Annotated in this window: 11 protein-coding genes; 2 read left to right on the forward strand and 9 right to left on the reverse strand. The window is 34.2% G+C overall.

Annotated elements, in window-relative coordinates:
* Positions 1-22 precede the first annotated feature (22 nt).
* Positions 23-193 carry a DNA gyrase inhibitor YacG gene (yacG, locus tag GIY03_RS00410; RefSeq protein ID WP_457913759.1) on the forward strand — a complete coding sequence of 57 codons (171 nt, stop codon included), beginning with the start codon at positions 23-25 and terminating at the stop codon, positions 191-193.
* A 3,063-nt stretch (positions 194-3,256) separates the two neighbouring features.
* Here yacG and lpxK read toward each other — a convergent pair.
* The 9 genes from lpxK to GIY03_RS00455 form a co-directional block, all read right to left on the reverse strand.
* Positions 3,257-4,237 carry a tetraacyldisaccharide 4'-kinase gene (lpxK, locus tag GIY03_RS00415; protein ID WP_457913760.1) on the reverse strand — a complete coding sequence of 327 codons (981 nt, stop codon included), beginning with the start codon at positions 4,235-4,237 and terminating at the stop codon, positions 3,257-3,259.
* Entirely contained in the window at positions 4,234-5,985 is a 1,752-nt protein-coding gene (gene msbA / locus GIY03_RS00420; RefSeq protein ID WP_457913761.1) for a lipid A ABC transporter ATP-binding protein/permease MsbA, read from the reverse strand. Before msbA ends, lpxK begins: the two co-directional genes overlap by 4 nt.
* Before the next feature lie 2,324 nt (positions 5,986-8,309).
* Positions 8,310-8,594, reverse strand: a complete 285-nt coding sequence (gene ihfB, locus GIY03_RS00425; protein ID WP_457913762.1) for an integration host factor subunit beta — start codon at positions 8,592-8,594, stop codon at positions 8,310-8,312.
* Between the two features lie 82 nt (positions 8,595-8,676).
* Entirely contained in the window at positions 8,677-10,350 is a 1,674-nt protein-coding gene (gene rpsA / locus GIY03_RS00430; protein ID WP_457914000.1) for a 30S ribosomal protein S1, read from the reverse strand.
* 311 nt (positions 10,351-10,661) lie between these two features.
* Complete coding sequence (cmk, locus tag GIY03_RS00435) at positions 10,662-11,345, reverse strand: (d)CMP kinase (protein WP_457914001.1); 684 nt, start codon at positions 11,343-11,345, stop codon at positions 10,662-10,664.
* 263 nt (positions 11,346-11,608) lie between these two features.
* Entirely contained in the window at positions 11,609-12,895 is a 1,287-nt protein-coding gene (gene aroA, locus GIY03_RS00440; RefSeq protein WP_457913763.1) for a 3-phosphoshikimate 1-carboxyvinyltransferase, read from the reverse strand.
* 1,438 nt (positions 12,896-14,333) lie between these two features.
* Positions 14,334-15,419 carry a 3-phosphoserine/phosphohydroxythreonine transaminase gene (gene serC / locus GIY03_RS00445; RefSeq protein ID WP_457913764.1) on the reverse strand — a complete coding sequence of 362 codons (1,086 nt, stop codon included), beginning with the start codon at positions 15,417-15,419 and terminating at the stop codon, positions 14,334-14,336.
* Positions 15,420-18,820: 3,401 nt separating this feature from the next.
* Positions 18,821-19,999 carry a mannose-6-phosphate isomerase gene (manA, locus tag GIY03_RS00450; RefSeq protein WP_457913765.1) on the reverse strand — a complete coding sequence of 393 codons (1,179 nt, stop codon included), beginning with the start codon at positions 19,997-19,999 and terminating at the stop codon, positions 18,821-18,823.
* 560 nt (positions 20,000-20,559) lie between these two features.
* Complete coding sequence (locus GIY03_RS00455) at positions 20,560-21,153, reverse strand: YhgN family NAAT transporter (protein WP_457913766.1); 594 nt, start codon at positions 21,151-21,153, stop codon at positions 20,560-20,562.
* Positions 21,154-22,629: 1,476 nt separating this feature from the next.
* Here GIY03_RS00455 and asd point away from each other — a divergent pair.
* Positions 22,630-23,733, forward strand: a complete 1,104-nt coding sequence (gene asd / locus GIY03_RS00460; RefSeq protein ID WP_457913767.1) for an aspartate-semialdehyde dehydrogenase — start codon at positions 22,630-22,632, stop codon at positions 23,731-23,733.
* Positions 23,734-23,976: the final 243 nt, after the last annotated feature.

The following is a 23,976-nucleotide window of genomic DNA, read 5'->3' on the forward strand; positions in this document are numbered from 1 at the left end:
GTAAAAAGGATACATAATTCTTATGACCTTTGTAGTGCAATGTCCAACTTGTTTAAATGATGTGATATGGAGTGTAGTTAATCCTTATCGTCCATTCTGTCAAAAACAGTGTCAATTAATTGATCTTAGCGAATGGATTAATGAAAAGAAGCCTCAGCACAGACACGGCGATATTGCGGAGGGTGATGATTAAAGTAAATAACTGATTAGATTAGCAAGACAATTAAATATTACAAAATAAAAATTTTCAGGATAAAATGATAAGGGTATGTTTTATGTGATTTAAATCCTACGCAAAATATACGGATAGAATATAAAATATATAAAACCAGTGAGTAGCTCTTGCTAATGGTTTTTAAGATCGCTATCCACTATACATAAAAACTTTCTATTTAATGTTAATATCATTCTTTTAAATAGCTTAGGTGAAGTACTTACTTTAGTTTTTTTAAATTAAATTTTAGCAAGGACTTCCAGATTTTTAATATCTATATATTATGATCGTAATAGATACTTAAAAGTATATTACTGAATAATTCGATTAATTACGCATAATAATACGTGATTATATCACGCCTTTTTATAAAAATAACATATAAATAAACATGCTGATTTTATCAGACTTTAGTTTTACTAATTATACTATAAGAAATGAGATTTTTGATTATTTAATAAGCAAAAGCACCTAAATAATACATAAAGTTATTGCGTGATTGTAATCATAAATTTTATCTTTATTTTCTATAAATGTAAAAATTTTGTAACAGAATCAATCCTTAATCGTATATTAGTAAGTTATTTAGTTGACTGAAACAAGCTTGCAAATAGACTACTTACAGTATAATTAATGTAGTAACTCATTACATAAGAATCACATCTTTATTTTTTACAGTATACATTAATCCTGTGTGACGTTATTCCTTTGAGCACTGTTAATGTATCATGGGATAATAAGGTGTTCCTGCTGTTAGGTTTTTTATAGTGCAGTCGTGATTGTTGTAGCTGGCGCATGGACTGCTTTTATAATTTTATAAAGTTTAAATGCTAGTTTATAGTGAGTTAAAAGCGTAGTGCAATTTTTATTGCTATCGCACAATAGTCCATGTATAATATAGAAAATAATCACTTGAAAACAAGTGATTATTCTAGCGTTTTTATACTGTTAGGTTAGTATCTATTGTAAAAAATGCGTAATATTTTACTGATTTATTGTGTTATATTCAAGTAGTATCATACTAACTCGATCGTTTAGGATTAGTCACTTTATGAAATTTAGGTAAGTGTAATAATAGCTAATTTACATACCTGAGATTTTCTATAAAAAGAATATAGCTATATGTTGTTTGTTAGTGATATTAAAGAGACATTATAAATAAACAGAAAAATTTTGCTGTGTTCAACGTATTTTAATGTTTTGAAACTTTTAGAAAATTTGTTTTCTTTTATGTTGTATGCATCTAGTATGTTAGAAGCTTTAAAAGCAATGCCATTATAGTGCAATGATTGTGTTATGCCTAAAATTTTATATGGATATCTTAACACTTCTGTATTGAGTAAGCAATTAATTTTGTAATTAATAGCAGGTTTATTAGTAGGTAATTAATAAAGTATATAGTTTTTACACTTAAATAACTATAATGTTACTTATTATTTTATATTTAAAAATTTTACTTATTATTATTTAAGTATTAGTGCATATATGCACTAGAAGTTGGAAGTTCTTTTATCTGGTTGACAGTAACTATAATTTTTTGTAATTCTCAAATAGTATTAATTATATATAATAGGCATACTTAATCGATATAGATGCCACTAATTTAATGAATCAATCATTGAGAAGTATACTTAAAGTCGCAATGACAAAATTACTTTCTGCTTACAATATACTTATAAAATATTGTTTAAGCTATATTTTACTTATTTAGCAATTAAATATTAGATAAAATATCCGTTACGTATAACTCTAAAAAATTTTATTAAACTAATTATCCATAAATAAACATATTACTTTTAAATTATTAAGCAGTAAATATAATACCATAAAAAATGGAATAAATTTTATAAAATTACTATGTTTTTAAAATTAGAGTTACTCGTTAGTTTGTAGTAATTAATTCATTTAGAGTATAACATCCGATTAAATAGCTATGTTAGATCCAATAATTTTATTATGGTAGCCACTATGAGTGGAGTGATTAGCTTTATCTTTCTTAGATAGTTTAATATATTAAAACAAATAATAGAATGCTATTAGCAGTAGTATTCTGTAGATGTGAAAAGTGACCCTATATCACTTATATTCTAACCTAGAATAGGTATTTATTTAGCTAGCTTGTATAAGAAAGAATCAGCACGAATTTTAAAAGTAAATCAATTACTACTGTATATACAGTAGATGAGTAACAAATATATTACAAACTTCAAGCGTCATACTTATTAGTGTAATGTTACATAATCATATGCGCTTTAGTATTATCATTTTAGATCAAATATAAAGAGGTAGTGCTAGCTTTATCGAACAGTAATGTCTAATTATCTAGTTAGTATGCTGGTTGTTAGAGATCTACTCGCTTGTTAGGGAAACATTAATTATAATAATGCTGAAAATTACGATATAGCTTTAAATCATCTTTTATTCTGATAGTTCATAACGATAAGGCAAACTTTTTAGTAACCTATAGACAAGTAAAGACTTCCAGATTATTCTGTAATGAGAAACAAAAGATAAGTAGCTTTTAGGCTAAAAGCTGTATATAAATTTTCTTAAAGAAGTAGCAGATAGGTTGAGTGTTCTAATAATGATAGAATGTCAATAGTGTACTACACAAAAGTTAGGCATGATCAACTACAGTACGGCACCTATAGTATGGTTAGTAATAATAATTATAATAAAAAGATTACATAGCATAAATCAGAGCGGATTTTATACGCAGGTAGATGGAATAGATAGTGTTAGTTACATACCATATTATTCATTATATTTATTTATCAATAAAATAGCGTGTTATCACGAATTTCTTATATTAATAGTTTATGAATTTTCAATGCATACCGCTTGTTATACCATATGAAATTTATCTCTAAAATTATTAGAATGATAGGAAGTTACGCTATGTTAGGAGTTTAATAAGATTTACGTGTGTTATTATCAGTAGAGTAGACTCAGCGCATGCTCACTTATATCTTTTACTACACAGAGTAGTCACTAATTGTGCATGAATTGCACTAGAAATTTTATATAACACCAATAGTTGTATTAATGTACGCGAAGGTTTGTAATTTTTCGAAGTAATTGTTCCGCCTCGCTAGATAGCAATTTTACATAAACGGGTAAATACCACCAGTTAGGTTGCGCGAAACAACGGCATTTTACTGCATCTTTTTCTGTCATTAATAGGGTTTGTTCGGGGGACGTCAACGCTATGAGCGATAAAGGTTGGTATTTATGATGATCGGAAAAAACCACCTCTTCTTTAATATCGGCTCCCAACTTTTTTAACATCGCAAAAAAACGCAGTGGATCACCAATGCCTGCCATGGCTACTACATGTGTTAATTCAGTTGCTGGGCAACGTACTCCACTGAGAATATGTACCGCCTTATATGCGCACAAGCGCATAGAGAGCTCTCCTTCTTGAGCTATTCCGCCATTAACGATGCATGCGTGAACGCTGTTAAGACGAGTAACGCGTTCACGCATGGGCCCAGCTGGTAACCACCATCCGTTGCCAAAGCGACGTACGCCATCGATTACTACCAACTCGAAATCACGCTGTAATGCGTAATGTTGTAATCCATCATCACTAATCACTATATCAAGTTGCTGCTTTTGTAGTAACGCTTGAATTGCTTCAAACCGTTTCGGTGCAATAGCTACTGCTGCGCCGGTACGCTGATAAATCAGCACAGGTTCATCACCTGCCTCACAAGGGGAAGTATCTTGATTTAAAATTAATGGATAAACTGCAGAATGACCACCGTAACCACGTGATACTACACCAACTCGGTAACCACGCTGTTGTAATTTTTTCGTTAGCCAAATTACCATGGGTGTTTTGCCATTGCCACCAACAGTGAGATTACCTACTATCACGACTGGAACCGAAGCTCGCCAGCTTTTACGCAGACCGTGACGATAACTAAGCCGAATAAGTGTGCTGACCAAGCCATACAAGAAAGATAACGGTAGTAACGCAATATAAAACCGTGAGCCCCCTGACCAGATACGGCTAATCATTTTTGACCAAACTGCAAACGATATAATTGCGCATAGACACCTTGCTCATTGAGTAATGTAATATGTTTACCACGTTCAATAATTTTTCCCTCTTCAACTACTAAGATTTCATCTGCTTTTTTAATTGTTGATAAACGGTGAGCGATTACAAACGAAGTACGGTCTTTTTGCAATTCATTTAACGCCGATTGAATAGCGCGTTCAGACTCAGTGTCTAATGCTGAAGTTGCTTCATCTAAGATTAAGATTGGACAGTTACGTAGCAGTGCACGTGCAATAGCGATACGCTGTCGTTGCCCACTGGATAACATTACACCATTTTCTCCGATGATCGTGTTTAATCCATTTTCCATTTTTTCTATAAAATCAATCGCATAAGCCATACGTGCTGCTTTCTCAATTTCTTGACGGCTATAATGTTCTTCGTGCGCGTAAGCAATATTATTAGCGATCGTGTCATTAAATAAGTGAACGTTTTGCGAAACTAGTGCTACCTGATCACGCAGAGAAGCTAATGTATATTCACGTAAGTCATGCCCATCTATCAGGATTGTACCTTCCTGAATATCATAAAAACGAGTTAATAAATTAGCGATTGTTGACTTTCCTGCGCCCGATCGGCCTACTAATGCTACAGTTTTACCTTCCTTAATGCTTAAGTTAATATTTTTAAGTGCTGGGGTGTCTGCGCTAGGGTAATAAAAAGTTACATTATGGAATTCTATTTCACCTTTCGCACGCACTACTTGACACGTCCCAGTATCTTTTTCCTGTTCCATATCTAAAATTGAAAATAAGGTTTGACAGGCTGCCATACCGCGTTGGAACTGAGTGTTGACATTAGTTAATGATTTTAGTGGGCGCATTAGAGCAATCATGGAAGAAAATACTACAGTAATAGTACCGGCTGTTAGCGTGTGTATCACGCTTGGAAAACTAGCAGCATATAGTACAAAAGCTAAAGATAAAGAGGCAATCAGTTGAATAATAGGGTCTGAGATGGATGCGGCAGATACCAGCTTCATACCCTGTTGTCGCATGCGGTTACTGACTGAGTTAAAGCGATCAGTTTCAACTTGTTGTCCGCCAAAAATGAGTACTTCTTTATGCCCTTTTAGCATTTGTTCAGCACTTGTAGTTACTTGTCCCATGATATTTTGCATATTTTTGCTGATATTACGAAAGCGTTTGGATACAATGCAAATTGCAATAGATACAATCGGCGCCATCACAATCAAGATAGCGGAAAGCTGCCAACTATAATAAAACATCATACAAAACAATGCGATAATCGAGGCACTTTCACGTACTATAGTTACCAATGCGCTAGAAGAAGATGATGCTACTTGTTCTGAATCGTAGGTAATACGTGATAGTAAGGTACCAGTGGATTGTTGGTCAAAGAAAGCAACAGGCATTCTTATCATATGACTAAATAAACGACGACGCATATGCATCACGACCATGCCGGAGACCCAGGAAATGCAATAGCTGGAAATAAAGCTAGTTGTACCTCGTGTCATCATCAAACCAATAATGGCTACTGGCATCCAATGTAGGATGCTATGTTCAGTGTTTCCAAAACCATCGTCCAACAAAGGTTTTAGTAAAGATAACATAAAAGCGTCGCAAGTTGCATTGAGAATTAACGCAATACCCGCCACAATTAAGCCAGCCTTAAATGGTGTAATCATCGGCCAGAGACGATGAAATGTTTGCCAGGTAGAGAGAGATTGATCATTCATCATGCAAAGACCAGCATCGGAAGAAATAGCGGTTTATTTTCTCATTCTTGCCTCTATTACCTCTACGCCACACCGTTTGTGGTACCAATGAGTATTGATGATTGATCACGACCTGTAATTTATCCATTGTTATTAAATAATACTAATAACTGATCTGGTTACTAACCATTCAATTATTAAAGGTTATCTATAAGAATATGTAGCGATTATTCTCATTAAAGGTAATGAAAATATTAAAGTTCATTAACTGCTTCAAGAGTCACTGCATGTAAAATAATAGGCGCTTAAGAAGCTTAACTACTATAATTAAAAACTTGTAGTACAGTGCTATAAATTTATAACACTTTAATATAAGTCACCTAACTCTGTATAATGTTGTTAATCAATAGTAACCTAAATCGGTTATAATGAATGTAAACTATATAAAATTATTATTAATGCATTGACTCAAAGCTTTTAATAATCATAATTTCCACGTTATCAAAGCTACTACAGCTATCCTTCAGTAAATACATAACGTCAACTAATCTGTATAAAAAATTAGGTTATATATATTATTTTACGAAAGCACCTGCTGCGATTATTTTAATACGCTGATATTATAAAGATAATCGTAGCTAGTAATAATATGCATAAAGCGATAGCCTACTGTGATAGCATAAAAAATCTATTATTCATTAGCACTACCTATGATCTAAATATCGTTAATATTACACTGTGTCTCTATATGATTATGCGTGATGATTATTGCTAACTCATAGTAATCTAGTTTGTTATAGTGGATAATAGCAGACGAGTCTTTCTTCTTGTAATGTGTCACAGTATATGACTATAAGCTGTATCAGCATATACTTTACCATAGTAAACGCCAGTATATTCTTAATAATGCATTTGTAGTACTAAGTAGTAGGATGACCATCCGTAAGTAATTGTATCGCAAGATGAACATTTCAGCGAGATAGCACGCTAAATAATGATTATATATCATTAACAGTAAAACGACCTCGCCACTACCAACAAACCAAGGTAGTTCTCTAGCTAGCTTACATGAAAATTAGCATTCAATGAACATAACATTGTTTCACTGATATTAGGATCAGTGATAATATAATAAAAATTAGATGTGACAGTAACATGCATTCATCTAGTGTGATTAGATGAACGCAGTTGTTAACTGTAGATATTTAAAGAAGTAAATTGAGTAATTGATTATTAATAGTGATATTTCAAAACGACTTATAATCATTGCTTATATATTATAAATAAAGCATGAACTTTACGCAATACCGCTACCTCTGAAACGACTTAGTGTATGTTCAGTTATTTTAGACCAATCAACGTTATCAATATTTGTGCTATCAGTCTAGTTATTTAAAATATATACTAATGTTATTCACGCATAGACTATAATAGGAAAATTTGTAGCTTATACAGTGAATAAATCTTAGTTATTAAGGGGTTTGAAAGAGCGAAAAGTTACACGCTATTATAGCGATATATAAATCGAAAATATTTATTAGGTATATCCTGAGTTTTAGTATTACAGTGCATGCTGGATGTGTGAATCAGTCAAATTTATTTATAGAGTAGTGCACTAATCATGATTAATCGTATAAGTTAGACATATTGTGTTCAGTGTAATAAATAATAGAAATTCTACAGTTTTACTTACTGTGCAGCAAGCGGACATGTTGAACTGATGGATGGTTAAAATGATTCATAAGTGATCTAAAGGTTATATAGTTCTTTTCCAAATTAGACTGAGTGGCTGCTTGTAGGATATAAAACAAAAAAATATTTAAAATTACTTTCTATCTTAGATGCTAGGTGATAATGAATTAATGAATCTAAAAATGTTAAGGTTAACCACCATTAACAGAAAGTTAAACGGTTTCTTATGAATACACGGTGTAATCACTCCATGCACATACAGTATCATGTGAATAGGAAAACAATGAGCTATTTTTTACATAGCAGCTCATACTAGAAGGAGTAATAAGCATAAAAATAACAAAGTTAATAAAAATAATCATCCATCTAACTAGATTGTACGCAACAGTTTTATTGGTCCACAGGATATCCTGTTATATATCATCGCAAATATATAAGGGTGCATGCTGTATACGTATAAAGGGCTAGAATTTATAGTGGGGTTTAATGAACACTAAAGAGTAACGATATAGTTGTGATATGTTGATCTTGAATAAAAATGTTGCACACAAGTCATCGTCTTATGGAGAGGGTAGAAATTTAAAAACTATTAAACAACAATACTCTAAGGCATAATTCTTGTGTGTGTTTATAAGACAAATCATTAAAATAAACGCTTATATATCAATATTAGTGCGAGTGCGTAGCCCTTTTCCAGGTTTAAAATGAGGAACATATTTACTATCTAGCTTGACTATATCACCGGTTTTTGGGTTTCGCCCTAAACGATGGGGGCGATAGTGAAGGGAAAAACTACCAAATCCACGGATTTCAATGCGTTGGCCATTAGCGAGTGTTAAAGTCATATATATAAGCAGTGCTTTAATTGCATCTTCAATGGCTTTTGTAGGGATATGCGATTGCTTCCTAGCAAGTCTTTCGATGAGTTTTGACTTGGTCATTATTCCTCCAAGTGTTGTGGATAAACTACCATGTTAGGCGGCTAAGAAGCCGCCTGCTATCAGTATAATTTAATAAAAGATATCAATCGATTTTTGCTGCTTTAAAAGCTTCAGTCATTGCATTGGAGAAGTGATTTTCATCTTTTTTATGACTCACACTAGTGATGCTATGTTTCTCGTTTAGTTCGCTTTTAGTACGCATGGATAGACTGATTATGCGATTTTTACGATCAACGCTAGCAAATTTCACTTCGACTGTATCATTAATATTTAAAACAAGAGTTGTATTTTCAGAGTATTCGCGAGAGGTTTCAGAGGTACGTAGGTACCCTTCTACACCGTCTGCTAATGTTATTGTAGCACCTTTTGAATCAACTGCGGCGACTTTACCGATAACAAACGCTCCTTTTTTTGTAACAGACAGATAGTGATTAAAAGGATCTTCAGCAAGTTGTTTGACGCCTAAAGAAATACGCTCGCGTTCTGCATCAACCTGCAAAACAACTGCGGCGATTTCATCGCTTTTCTTATATTCACGAACTGCGTCTTCTCCTGCAATATGCCATGAAATATCAGAAAGATGAACTAGGCCATCTATCCCACCATCTAATCCAATAAAAATACCAAAATCAGTAATAGACTTGATTTTGCCTTCAACGCGATCACCCTTATTATGCGTCTCTGAGAATAGCTTCCATGGATTCGCTTGACACTGTTTTAAGCCTAAAGAAATACGACGACGTTCTTCATCAATGTCTAGAACCATAATCTCCACTGCATCGCCCATATTAACGACTTTAGATGGGTGGATGTTTTTGTTAGTCCAATCCATCTCAGAAACATGAACTAAACCTTCCACACCTTCTTCGATTTCTACAAAACAGCCATAATCAGTTAAATTAGTAACACGACCTGTTAGTTTGGTGTTTTCTGGATAACGTCTTGCGATAGCAATCCAAGGATCTTCGCCTAATTGTTTGAGACCAAGAGAAACACGCGTACGTTCGCGATCAAACTTCAGCACCTTAACAAATACTTCATCACCTACATTAATAATTTCACTAGGATGCTTAACACGTTTCCAGGCCATGTCAGTAATATGTAGTAAGCCATCTACACCACCTAGATCAACAAATGCACCGTAGTCGGTGAGATTCTTAACAATACCTTTAATTTTCATGCCTTCTTGCAAGTTTTCTAGCAATTGGTTGCGCTCTGCGCTGTTCTCGGACTCGATAACTGCACGACGAGAAACGACAACGTTATTGCGTTTTTGATCGAGCTTGATCACTTTAAACTCAAGCTCTTTATTTTCTAAGTGTAGAGTATCGCGTACTGGACGAACGTCAACCAGCGAACCTGGTAGAAACGCGCGAATACCGTTAAGCTCAACGGTGAAGCCACCTTTGACTTTTCCATTGATAATACCAATGACAGTAGCAGTGTCTTCATGAGCTTTCTCTAACTTGATCCAAGCTTCATGGCGCTTGGCTTTCTCACGAGATAGTAGGGTTTCACCGAAGCCATCTTCAACAGCGTCCAGCGAAACGTCAACTTTGTCACCAATCTGGATTTCTAGCTCGCCGTGTGCATTTTTAAATTGTTCAGCTGGAATAGCAGATTCAGATTTCAGGCCAGCGTCAACTAATACGATATCTTTATCGATAGCAACAACAATTCCATGAACGATGGAACCTGGGCGAGTTTCGATTGTTTTTAGTGATTCTTCAAAGAGTTGAGAAAAAGATTCATTCATGTTATTGATCTTTAGGGTTTTTAAGTTAACGTCCATCTAGCATCCTGCTGAATGGGGTTATTTCACATACCCTGCTGTTAGCTCCATATAGACAGGGTCGAGGTTGTATACTAGTCATGCTTTGTATAGTATAAGTACTTACTTATACTCGCTCATCCCATGATTTTCTAATAAATTCTGCGGGGGATTTACGATATTCTTAGCATTCTACAAGTTATATTATTTAGTGGATTATAGATAAGTTGTATTTAACATCCTATTGTATTTCTATAAAAGTAGGATGAAATACGCGGTTTTCACCATTTTAATCTTTATAATAACATTAAAACTTTTTTGACATACCCTAGTGTTTTTTTGATAACTTCTTCAATTGACAAGTTGGTTGAATCCAGTACAAAGGCATCAAACGCAGGCACTAGAGGTGAGATAATGCGATTATAATCACGATTATCACGTTCTTTTATCTTAGTTAACAGCTGTGCAATGCTAACATCAAAACCTTTTTTTTGCAACTGTAGTCGACGACGTTGCGCACGTTTTTCTGAGCTAGCGTCTAGGAAAATTTTAACCAAGGCATCTGGAAATACCACCGTACCTATATCTCGACCATCGGCAATTAAGCCGGGTTTTTTACGAAATGCTTTTTGTAGATCTAGCAGTGTTGCTCGCACTTGAGGTAAGATAGCTATCTGTGAAGCGATATTACCAATGGTTTCAGTGCAGATTGCATGACTAATATCCTTACCTTCTAGACTTACCAGCAGTGTTTCATGCTGAGCAATAAAACGAACATCAAGCTGTGTGGCTAACGGAACAAGTGCTTCCGCAGAAGTTATATCAACCTGATGACGTGATGCCACTAGCGCTAGTACACGATAGATTGCACCGGAATCTAGCAAATGCCAACCAAGGGATGTAGCTAAAGCTTTACATAGCGTGCCTTTTCCAGCGCCACTGGGTCCATCGACGGTTATTACTGGAACTATCATTTTTATTGCTATCTCAGTTAAAAACAAAAACATATAAGAATATCGTCAGTGCTTTAATTAAAATAAAAACACAAGTTATTAGGACGCTTGTTGTTTTCTTGCGATAGGTAAATATTCTAATATATTGTCCATCATTTTATGGCGCATTATATTTGTAAATAGACTAGTTAATTCAGTAAAAATCATCAAAATGAGGCAAATAAAAATAAATTTTTATTAATATTATGATAAGTTTATTTTAAATAAACCTAAAAGAAATCATCTGATCGTTATGCTAGTTGGCTGATGCTCGCGAATTGCTCAAAATAGTCTGGGAACGTTTTTTTAGTACATATTGGATCTAGAATAGTAACCGGCGTATCTGATAACGCTACGAGAGAAAAACACATCGCAATACGATGATCTTTGTAAGTGTTGATAGTAGCACGCTTAAGCTTATTGGGTGGTATCACGCAGATAGAATCCTGACCCTCATAAACATCGGCGCCTACTTTACGTAACTCTGTAGCCATGGCGATTAGACGGTCAGTTTCTTTTACTCGCCAGTTATAGATATTACGCAAGGTAGTTGGTTCTTTTGTAAATAATGCAATGATAGCCGCCGTCATTGCTGCGTCTGGCATGGCGTTCATATCCATATCGATACCGTGTAGTGCACCGTGACTGCATTCGACAAAATTATCCCCCCAAGTAATATGTGCACCCATTATTTTTAATATGTTAGCAAACTGAGTGTCGCCTTGCACACTACTACGGCCAATACCAGTTACACGAACGGTACCACCTTTAATCGCTGCTGCCGCCAGGAAGTAAGAACCTGAAGAAGCATCACCCTCCACTAAGTATTCGCCAGGTGAAAGGTAGATTTGACGACCTTCAACAAAAAATGTCTGATAATTCTCGTGACTAACCTCAACACCGAAGTTATGCATTAGGTTTATTGTAATATCAATGTAGGGTTTAGACACTAATTCTCCCTTAACATAAATCCGCGTATCTTTTTTAGCCATAGGTGCAGTCATTAGTAATGCTGTTAAAAACTGACTAGAGATGCTACCGTCAACACTGATATCTCCCCCTAAAAAACCGCCATGTAAGCAAATTGGCGGATAATTGGATTGCTCTAGATAATCAATTTTTGCGCCACCTTGACGCAATGCGTCTACGAGATGACCGATGGGTCGCTCTTTCATTCGAGGTTCCCCTGTCAAGAGTATATTTTTGCAATGTAGACACAGTGCTGCTGCTAGTGATCGCATCGCAGTACCGGCATTTCCGAGGAATAACTCTATTGGTTTAGTAGAAACGAGTGGCCCAGAAATACCATAGACTTGGCATGTACTGCGATCATTAGATAGTTTATAGTTTATACCTAAATCTCGTAATGCATTCAGCATATAACGTACGTCATCGCTATCTAGTAGGTTATAAAGTCTGGTATTTCCTTTTGCCATAGCTGCTAGAATTAAAGCGCGATTAGAAATACTTTTAGAGCCGGGTAAGTTAACTGTGCCATTAACACGGGCGATTGGTTGTAGTGTCAGTGAAGTTATCATGCCAATAAAATTCTCCAAATTCTGATAAATAAAGCGGATCTGTCATAATGTTGGGTGCACCGGCTTAGAGGAGGATAACAACGGTAAGTAGTTTTCCGTTCTACATAATGGAAATACAAAATTGCTATAGAGCGTATTCCAATAGCCGTATATCTATAATTATTAAAGGTGTTTAATTTGTTATGAGTACTTTTGATTTCATGCTATAAAAGTTATCTTTCAGCCTGAACAACGTAGAATATGAATTTCTTTATCATGGACGCTCTATGATAGAAGATATCTAATCATAGCCATTCTACACGTTTAGCCTCTGAAAGTCAGCATTATAATACGATTACTTGGGGCTCCTCGTTTGCATGAGGCGTTTTGCATTCGAAGCGTACTAGGTAGTTAATAATGGTGCGATACATTCTGAGCGTAGGAATCCATAGTTTTATCTTAACCTAGCAACGCTTTAATATACCTTAACTATATGATGAATAATATTCTGTCAACTACTTAGGTGATTACTCCATTTTTTCATGATAGGATATCAAAGTATCCGTGAGACCGATACAGGTGCATCTATGTAGGTGTATCACAATAGTTTTAATGATAAAACGATATAATGTGCTATATAAAGAGATAGCAAAACTATACAAGACATTAATGCAAGCTATCTAAAATAGAAGGCTTTGGATAATCGATCTATCTTCTTGATCCCGAGTATGATATATCAGAACACGGTTGGTATATGGCGATATATCCGTTATCTATAAGATGAATGGAAAGCCAGGGAATCAACTCTTCCTTAATGTTATGGAACAATACAGATAAATAATATAATGAGCACGATAACTCAGGAAGAAGAAGATACTGAACTATAAAATATTATCAGTTTTACTGAAATTTATAGAAGTGTCTCGATAATTAATAAAAAACATATATTAAAATGTCATTGAGGTTATTAATATAATGATTACATTGTAATAATATATATTACACTGGATGTTCTATGTATATATATAGCCGTAATATAAATTACATAATAAGGTTGTGAGAGGTTATGAGCAAGAAGAGTTGCAGAATTTCTACCTAGTTTTTCGTCAAAGATTTTAAATAAATGTAAAATTTTCCGTGATATAGTGTTGAGATGTTAGGAAGCTGTTATGTAGAGTGAATAATCATCATAAGTCGATGCAGCACATTAATCCAAGTTCATTAGTGATAGATTTAACAAAATGTAAGATGCGCGATGGGAAGACGGTACAGGCTAGTTATTTTTACATTATTTACAAAATGCTTACTTTTATCTTAAAGCGTAAGAGTGTGTAGCATGATATATCATTTTAAATATGAATGGTACGTCATAACTGCAGCGTACATAGAGTATGTAAATGGCGGGAAATCATTCAGGTAAAGTAGCCAATATTACGAACCTTCATGGGATAAAATTTTATTATCCATGGCGACGTTCGAAATCGTGCATAAAGTTAGTCAATGCTTGTACGCCTGCTAGTGGCATAGCATTGTAAAGAGAGGCGCGCATTCCTCCGACTACCCTGTGACCTTTCAGGGCTAATAAACCGATAGTTTCAGCTTCACTAATAAACACCTTATCTAGCTTTGAGACAGCTAACTGGAATGGTACATTCATCCAAGAACGGTTAAATGGCTCTACGAGGTTAAGGTAGAAGTCAGAATTATCAATAGTTGTGTACAGCAGTTTAGCCTTAGCGTGGTTACGTTTGCTCATTTCCACTAAACCACCTTGCTTTTTTATCCATTTAAATACTAGACTAGATAGATACCAAGCAAAAGTCGGCGGTGTATTGAACATTGAATGGTTTTTAGCGAGAATAGTATAATCAAGAATTGATGGTACTTCACGACGTGCTCTGCCTAATAGATCTTCACGTACAATGACGAGTGTTAGGCCGGCAGGACCGATATTTTTCTGCGCACTAGCATAAATCATACCAAAACTGCTTACATCTAGTGGGCGTGACAAAAGAGTCGAGGAGTAATCTCCGATCATTACTTTATCGCCGAAATTTACTATTTCATCAATGGCTATTCCATCAATAGTTTCATTAGGACAATAATGTATATACGCCGCACTATCTCTGAGTTTCCACTCTTTCATCGGTTTTATGGCATGTAGATTACCAATGTAAGTTTTTACGTCAATTATGTTAGGTGTGCAATATTTTTGTGCTTCATTGATTGCGCTATGTGCCCAATAACCACTATCAATATAGTCAGCAGTAGTTTTATCCGCCAGTAGGTTTAGTGGCAATGCCGCAAATTGCGCACGAGCACCACCTTGGCAAAATAGTACTTTATAATTAGAAGGGATTTTCAGTAGATCGCGGAGGTCCTGTTCAGATTGTTGAGCAATTGTGGTAAATGCTTTACTACGGTGGCTAATTTCCATTACTGAAACGCCTAATCCGCACCAGTTGCACAATTCTTTTTTTGCATGATGTAACACTGCACTTGGCAACATTGCTGGGCCAGCACTAAAATTATAAATTTGAGTCATTTTGTTGTATCACTTGAACTTAGTTTACTGTAACTATACGACCTATTTAAATAAACGGGTAGTGTATTTTTGTTAAGTAAATACTAGTTTTATACGACAATGACTTTAGTGTAAGAAAGATGTTAACCTAGGAAATCTTTATGTGTTGACATGATTGAATAATTCAGAGTGTGTAACAAACCTTGATATGTATGCAATCCTTAGTATTTTAAGGATGTGATTTAGGTAACGTTACTAGAATACTTATTGATAGCAGTGTCCTACAATGAACTGCTTAAGTTATAATCCTTTTTTTGTTTTGAGGTTTTATAGGGAATCTAAAAGAAAAAAGTGCATCATGAACTTTAAACGAATAATGTTATTCATTTTTTTAAGTAACGTTATATGCGTACAGAAGCAATGCTAGATATCAATATCCGTCGTACATTTACAAGTATGAAGCGAGCAGCATCGTTTTGAGCAGAGAGCGTAGACAAGAAGTGTATATTGCAGCTAAACCAGCGGTATTGAATGCGATGAAGCAAAAGATATTACGTCTTACAATAGATTATAAGATCCTTCCAAATAGTTATGTTATTGCGCTCTTAATATTAAAGATATAGCGATTATCGCTAGTCAACACATTTAATGCATAATATTTGGTTGCGCTTACCATAGTAAACTATGATGTTTTCAGTAATTATTAACGATGGTATAGCCGACTGGATATATCGTATGTTGAGCTTATTAATGTTGTTCATTGAATAAAAATTTAGAACGCCATCGGCGTCTTCATCGGTGATAACACATTGAATCTCTGAACTTATGTAATGGACTGGAGAGCTGCAATGAGTTAATGTAGTAATGAACATAAGAGTGAACAATAGTTAGTGGATAAACATGCACTTATAAATTTGGTTTAAAAGTAGTAAGTATATCAATATAATAAATATTCTTCACTGTCTATATAAGAATCTTAAGTAATATTGACGATAATATTAAAAATAATGTATGTTTAGATAAATATACTCTCGAAGTATTTCGTTAATTGTATAAAAGTTTACCTTTTATTTAGTATGCTGTGGAATGTTAATTTCAGTAGAATATCTGCTAATTATATCAGTAATTTAGATGGGCTGATTGACTTAAAAATAATATTGCTATACAATATTTAGGGTAATTTTAGTTGGTTTTGCGCTGTTCTATTCTACAGTGTCCACGTTCACTCTACTTTATTGAATTATAAATATCATGATGCCGCGGAGGTGTCTCCTGGCTATCAGTGTGATTAAAGATATCTGTAATCGCTTAAATCAAGCTGGGGTTACAATAATATATTAGCAGTGTTCCCTTATTAAAATAGACTATGCCGTTATATTAATAGAGGTGTGGTGTTACTGTAGTTGCAGTATCAGAAAGATAGCTTTTATGCTAAATAGGTCGTAAGCCGATTGATAGACTGCTTGTATTGCAATATTCAATTAACTCTCAAATAAGGTTCCTTAACATCCTTAGTAACTCAGTCAGAAGTTCGTTATAGAGGAATAATATGTATTTATCGGAGCTAGTTTGTGATTCGCGTTCATAATAGTGATATAAGTACTATCTTATAGATGCGCATCTTATGAACGTTTTGCTATTGAAAAAGTGATTTATCAGTACAAACCCGTTAGACCAGCTATTTTAATGTTTTATATTGAAAACTGTAAGAATTTCTGTGATAATATCAGGAAATTAATAGCTCTAAATAATAGAGTAGTAATAACTCATTACATCTTACGCGTTCGGGATACAGATTATCCCACGGCAAATGCTGTATAAGCTAAAATAAACAGTAAGAGCAACTCTGTAGGATGTGAGATGCTCAGATAAATATAGTTCATCGCTGGTTTTTCCATAAAAACTTTCTTAATATATACACGCGAACTTTTTATTGGTATTATGAAATTGTTAAATCGTATTAATTGTTAGCATAATAGTATTTTCGCTACGATTAATTGCGTAAGATTGACTAGGTGGTGTTATTAGAGATTATTATTGGTTGTCAGGAGATTATACCTCTATCACCCTGCAATAGAGTGTGCATCGTTTTCATTATACACCCATAGTTGTATAATTCACATTTGTGATTTGATCATTTTACATAGTGAGAAATTTGAATAAGTATTTCATTGTATTTATCAAAAAAGTGATCAGTGAATTTTTTATCATATTATGATAGAGGAGTTAATATTGACTCGAGCTGCTAAAAACTTTACTTAAGCTATTTTGGTTTAGTCATGACAACACTAATAGTTAGATTATTCCATCATTAGCTATGGTAAGTTTTATAAAATAATGTTAATGTTTTTGATAAAAGAAAACACATGTCATATGTTAATAATTCTGTCAAAAGCATATATTTTAATCGCATTAATCAGTTAGGCCCTCTAAACATAGTATAATTAATGTGATTGATCTATTATACTCACTTAGTAATGTACAATTGTTACATTACATTATTATAGGTACATCTTATTTTATAAGAGATGCAGTTCGTTTTTTCTTATTTATTAAACTAATTTACTAAGCTAACACTGTTTAACATAACAGTATTTTTATCTTTAACGATAAGTGTATGGCGGTTTATAGCTATAGCGCGAATGTCAAGGTTTACATGAAATGCACTAGCACGTCTCTTGCCTTACAACTCATCTTATAAATACTGACTTATTTAGTTGTTCTTAATCTATTGAAACTACTAAACTTTATGAGTTTAATACTGAGCGAGTTACGTGATATTCTCATACTACGAGTACCTTTGTTGAGTTTTATAAAATATTCCATCCTTTTCTTAGGAAGGATTGTACGGTACAGTGAAATACAGCACTGCAATATTGTTGCTATAAAATATATTATTATTTGAGCGATATACAATATTCGTCGTGAATGGCGATTTTCTTTTGATTATACTAAACAAAGTTCTTATTATGAATGTATGCTTTCACTTAGTATGTGCTATTCCTAAATATGATATTAGGTTAAATTTTAAATTGCATAAGAAATAAATGCACTAGATAGTTGTTAAAAATCTTTTATTGGTAAGTTTTGTTACGCTAATATTAATCTGGATATTATTATTGCAATGAATGAAGGCAGTATATGAAATTGCTAATGTAATAATATGCTCAGTATTTTATGGTCTAGTGTAGATGAAAACTGTAGTAAAGTAATACGTTATTAGCGATTAGTACGATTTATGATTATTGTGTATTTATTGTCAAATAAGTTTATTGGTGTTGCAAGTTTTTGTCATGCTACTCTCACATAAATAGAATACCTAATTATAATGTTTTATGATGTGTGGATTGTGCTCTACGTTTAATATAGTTGGTAATTTATGCTGCATAATAACTTATTTACTAGGATTTTTTTTGAAAAAATTATGGTATCTGATTATAGACTCGGGCTATATGTCCTTGACCACTAACACTGACGGGCGATTCGAATGCACCAATAAAGCAGGATTTACCTGGTCTTAATATCCATTTTTGTCCCTTATTTTTTAGCACTGCTTTACCATTGATACAAAATAAAATGGCTGCACTATTTTGCGTCAACGTTTGTGGTAAATTAGTCAATTTATGAAGCGAAAAAGCGAAATCCTCTACTGGGATTGGGAAAAATATCTCATCACCTCTCTGTTCAGACTGTGCTAACAAAGCAGATGCTGGTTGTGGATGGCATTGTAAGTTGGCTAGTAATTGAGGAATGTCAATATATTTTGTAGTTAGACCAGCACGTAGTACATTGTCTGAGTTAGCCATTACTTCTAGCGCTCCACCTTTCAGATAAGAATGCGGAGTTTCGGTATGTAGAAACATTGCTTCACCCGGTTGAAGTTGAACGAGGTTGAGCATGAGTGGAGAGAATAAACCGTTATCTTGTGGATAAAACCCAGAAATAAAACGTAAGGTCTCCCAAGGTTCGCCTTCTTGGCTGTTTAGCGCGATTTTTAATACAGCTAGCGCTCGTGCTTTTTGTTCACCAGTGATCGCTAATAGACTAGCAAATAAATTGAATAAATTTGCAATATCCGGTTGATGTAGAAACACAAGAATATTCTGGTGTGCATCGGCAATTGGTTGTACTAAAGAAACGATATCATCTAGAGTGCGAAAGCCGTTCATTGCTAGAAATGGTGTTAGTGCGAATACTAGTTCCGGTTTATGATTCGGATCTTTAAAATTCCGCTTTGCAGAATTCATTGGAATACCAATAGCATTTTCTTTTGCATATCCCGTTTCAGCAGCGGTTTTACTTGGGTGCACTTGAATTGACAATGGCTGATCGGCGCATAGTACCTTTAAAAGAAATGGTAATTGACCAAAGCGATTAGCAATATCTACTCCTAATTGTTTAGATGGAGCTTCATCGATTAGTGCGCGCAGTGAACGTAGTCTGCCTGTGCTATCTGTGATATAGGAAGGACTTTTAGAGTGAGCTCCCATCCATAGCTCAGCTATGGGTTGTTGGTTAGAACGAGTTATACCGAAAAGTTTAGTGAATTTATCACAGCTGCCCCAGGCATAGTGATGAACTGGGTTGATCATTTGTTGCATTTTGACAAACATCCTTAGTGTTCATTGTTGCATTAGAAATGATTCAGATTTTATTGTCAGATAAAGTGATTAATATGTACTTTATTAGGTTTTTGCGTTTCAGAGGAAAATGTAATTCAATCCCTCAACAGTAACAGTTTGTGTTGTTAATTTAGTTAAGTACAACTACCATTAGAATTGGTGTGACAAGCTTTTTATAGTGGTAGTATTGCATTTTAATATGTCACTAAACTCATAGTAGATTAAGTAAAATATCAATTTATAAATTATCAGATGCGCTTAGGAACGAAATGATGTACCCCTTGCACTATATCTTCAATGTTCAATAACGTTTTAAGCAGTTGCAGCATAGCAAGAGTTATCAGTAAATAGCTTGTAGCAACGTGGATTATTAGTATAATGGCGCTATTTTAAATAAACGTTTAGAAAATATATCAATGATTAATAGTATATTGTTTTTTTTTGAACCTCATAGTTAATAGTATGATTGTTTATTGAATCTCTTATGAATCATAAATAACTTTCCTGTTATTTTGTTGTTTAGAAGTTAATCATAGGCGTTACAATTTTATATAAACAAAGATGCCATCTAAAATCATCTGAACTGATATCATCGTTAAAACTAAACCCATTAACTGCTCTAAAGCATTCACCCCTTTTTTTCCTAGCAACCGCAAAAATAGGTTAGACATTAACAAGATAAGCGCAGAAATCCCCCAGGCAATCAATAGTGCTACTAGCAAATAAAACAATGAGTTTGCATATTGATGTGATAGTAGCATTAGAGTTGCTAGCATTGAAGGCCCCGCTACTAATGGAATAGCTAATGGTACTAAAAAAGGTTCTTTGCTACTAGATACATCACTGTAGCTAGCCCCTTGTCGTGAAAACAGCATTTTAATAGCGATTAAAAATAGAATTATGCCGCCAGAGATAGAAACGGTCGCAGTACGAAGATTGAGTGCGGTTAGTATCTTCTCACCGGCAAAAAGGAAGATCAGCATTAGAAGCAGGGCTATCAGCAGTTCGCGGATTAATATTACTCTTCGTCGACGTAACTCTAAGTTTTGAAGAACCGATATAAAAATTGGCAAGTTACCAAGTGGATCTATCATTAAAAATAATAATAGTACAGCTGAAATCATCTGTGTCATTATTACCTCATAATATAAATACGCCATTTTCTCTAAGTTTATGGTGATGTATACGTGTCATACTATAAGTTTTAGGAAGATGGCAATAGAGCAGTATCATCAGTTAGAAATCGAGTTGAGTAGCGTTAGCAATAGATTGTCAACTAAATATCAAGAATAAGATTTATTGATCTTAGAAGATTGTGTGAATAACTAACTAAGGTTAGTGGGAGAACTTAATATACATGTTACATATAGTATATGTAGTGTAGATATGATTATGATAATACTGCATGCTTCAGTATCTGAAATTATAATGAATTATACGAGATGGTTTTACCAGATTCAGGTAATATTTTGCAGACATCGGTGTCTTGTTGACCTCAGTATCTTAGGGAAAGACTCATAGCAGTTTCCTTGTTATCTTGTGGTTCGTCGCAATCTTCCAGATTTGACTACTACTATAGAGTAATTACATTACCCTGTTTATATAGAAACAGGGTGTTTTTAACTGTTAAGTTAACTATATTCATAATTTTACTATTCTAACTATATTATGCGCGTTTATCGCACCTATGATATTTAAACAAATGCAACCACCGAGTGTTTTATTATTCTGACTGTTTAAACAGTCTATAGATAGATCATTAATTTAATGAGTTATGTGAAATTCTGATGTTTCATGAAACGATAGGTATTACTCTTTAGTACCTATTGCATCTTTGCAGACTAATACGAACTGACGCGATACATTCATTGTATTTTACACGATAAATCAGAGGATGTTTTATAACTATCACTGTTGTCGTTCTACTATCTAATCGTCTTTTAGAATAGTGTAATAAAATCTCAGTGCTGATTAACTGTCTCAATAAGAAACGGCGTGGCTTATAAAAAGCCCTGGTCAATATAGTGAGAAGTTCTATAGTCTACGCTATAATAAAGATTATTATCCGCCTTGTTTGCAAGTTATAATTTATTATTATAGTGTCAATATTCACGGAGACGTTAATAAATAAAAAACTTTTAAGGAAAAATTCTGAGCATTTATCTTGGCGTGCCATTTCTAATAAGTCAATAATACAACTGTCATATAATTACATCGCTCTTATCGCATCATCTTTGATGAACATGATGCGAGTTACTTTGTAACTCTTTAGTAAGTATAAATTTATAATAATGAAGAGAGGTTGATATAACAAAAAGAATGCACGTAAATATTAATAATATAACATATTGTTAATCATGTAGATTACAGTCGTCAAGACTTTTACTAACTCTGTATAATTTTTATAAAATTCAGATAGATCATTCGCTTCTCTGCAGTTTATAGCTAAATTTAATAGAAACACTAAGGATAGCAATGCAATAAAATTAAAAAGAGTATACATCAAGTACGTATACGAGGGTTAGGAAAAGTTAAGTTTATGTAATTTTTAGTACAAGCAGTATATATAACTCTATTTTAATTTCCTTCTAGGGAAAGAAGTGGTAATTATGAAAAATGTTGGTTTTATCGGTTGGCGCGGCATGGTCGGCTCGGTTCTCATGCAGCGCATGATAGAAGAAAATGATTTCGATGCTATTTGCCCAGTTTTTTTTTCTACTTCACAGTTTGGTTGTTGCGTATCAATCATTAGGAATCAGTATAGTAGTTTACAAAATGCCTATGATATTGATGCACTCAACGCTCTTGATATTATAGTTACGTGCCAAGGTGACAAATATACACAAAAAGTATATACTACGTTGCGTAAAAGTGGATGGAAAGGTTATTGGATTGACGCTGCCTCATCATTACGCATGCAGGATGATACTATCATTGTATTAGATCCTGTAAACTATGCGATGATTCAGCAAGGATTAGATAAGGGTATTAAAACTTTTGTTAGTGGAAATTGCACTGTTAGTCTAATGTTAATGTCGCTAAGTGGTTTATTTATCAACAACTGGATAGAATGGGTGTCAGTCGCTACTTATCAGGCTGTTTCGGGCGCCGGGGCATGTTACATGCGTGAATTACTGGTTCAAATGGGAAAACTACACTCTGAAGTAGCGAAAGAGTTACAGAATCCCGCTTCATCGATTTTAGATATTGAGCATAAAGTAACTACAATGATCCATAGCGGATCACTAGCGACCGATGGTTTTAAGATGCCGCTCGCTGGAAATATAATTCCATGGATTGATGTGCCATTCAATAATGGTCAAAGTCGTGAAGAATGGAAAGGACAAGCGGAGACTAATAAAATTCTGAATACCTCTAGCGTGATTCCTATAGATGGTCTATGCGTGCGCATAGGAGCATTGCGCTGCCACAGCCAGGCATTTATGCTAAAGCTTAAAAAAGATATCTCGTTATCAGAGATCGAACAAGTGCTAGAAATGCATAATGACTGGGTTAGTGTCATTCCTAATGACCGAGAACGAACCTTACGAGAACTCACACCGGCCGCAGTAACTGGCACATTAAAGACACCAGTCGGTCGTCTGCGCAAGCTGCATATGGGAGCACATTATGTATCTGCATTTACTGTAGGTGATCAATTGCTATGGGGTGCAGCTGAGCCACTACGCCGTATGTTAAATCTCTTATTATAAAGCACATATCTTTCATTTAATAGGCATACATTATATTATAATCTATTGAACTTATTAAATTTATAATAAATAGCCATGAATGTAGTTATGATAATTGAATTTTACAAGAGATATAAAGTAACTCGCATCATGTTCATCAAAGATGATGCGATAAGAGCGATGTAATTATATGACAGTTGTATTATTGACTTATTAGAAATGGCACGCCAAGATAAATGCTCAGAATTTTTCCTTAAAAGTTTT

It is taken from the genome of Candidatus Gillettellia adelgis, from assembly GCA_020541285.1.
GTDB classification, from domain to species: domain Bacteria; phylum Pseudomonadota; class Gammaproteobacteria; order Enterobacterales; family Enterobacteriaceae; genus Gillettellia; species Gillettellia adelgis.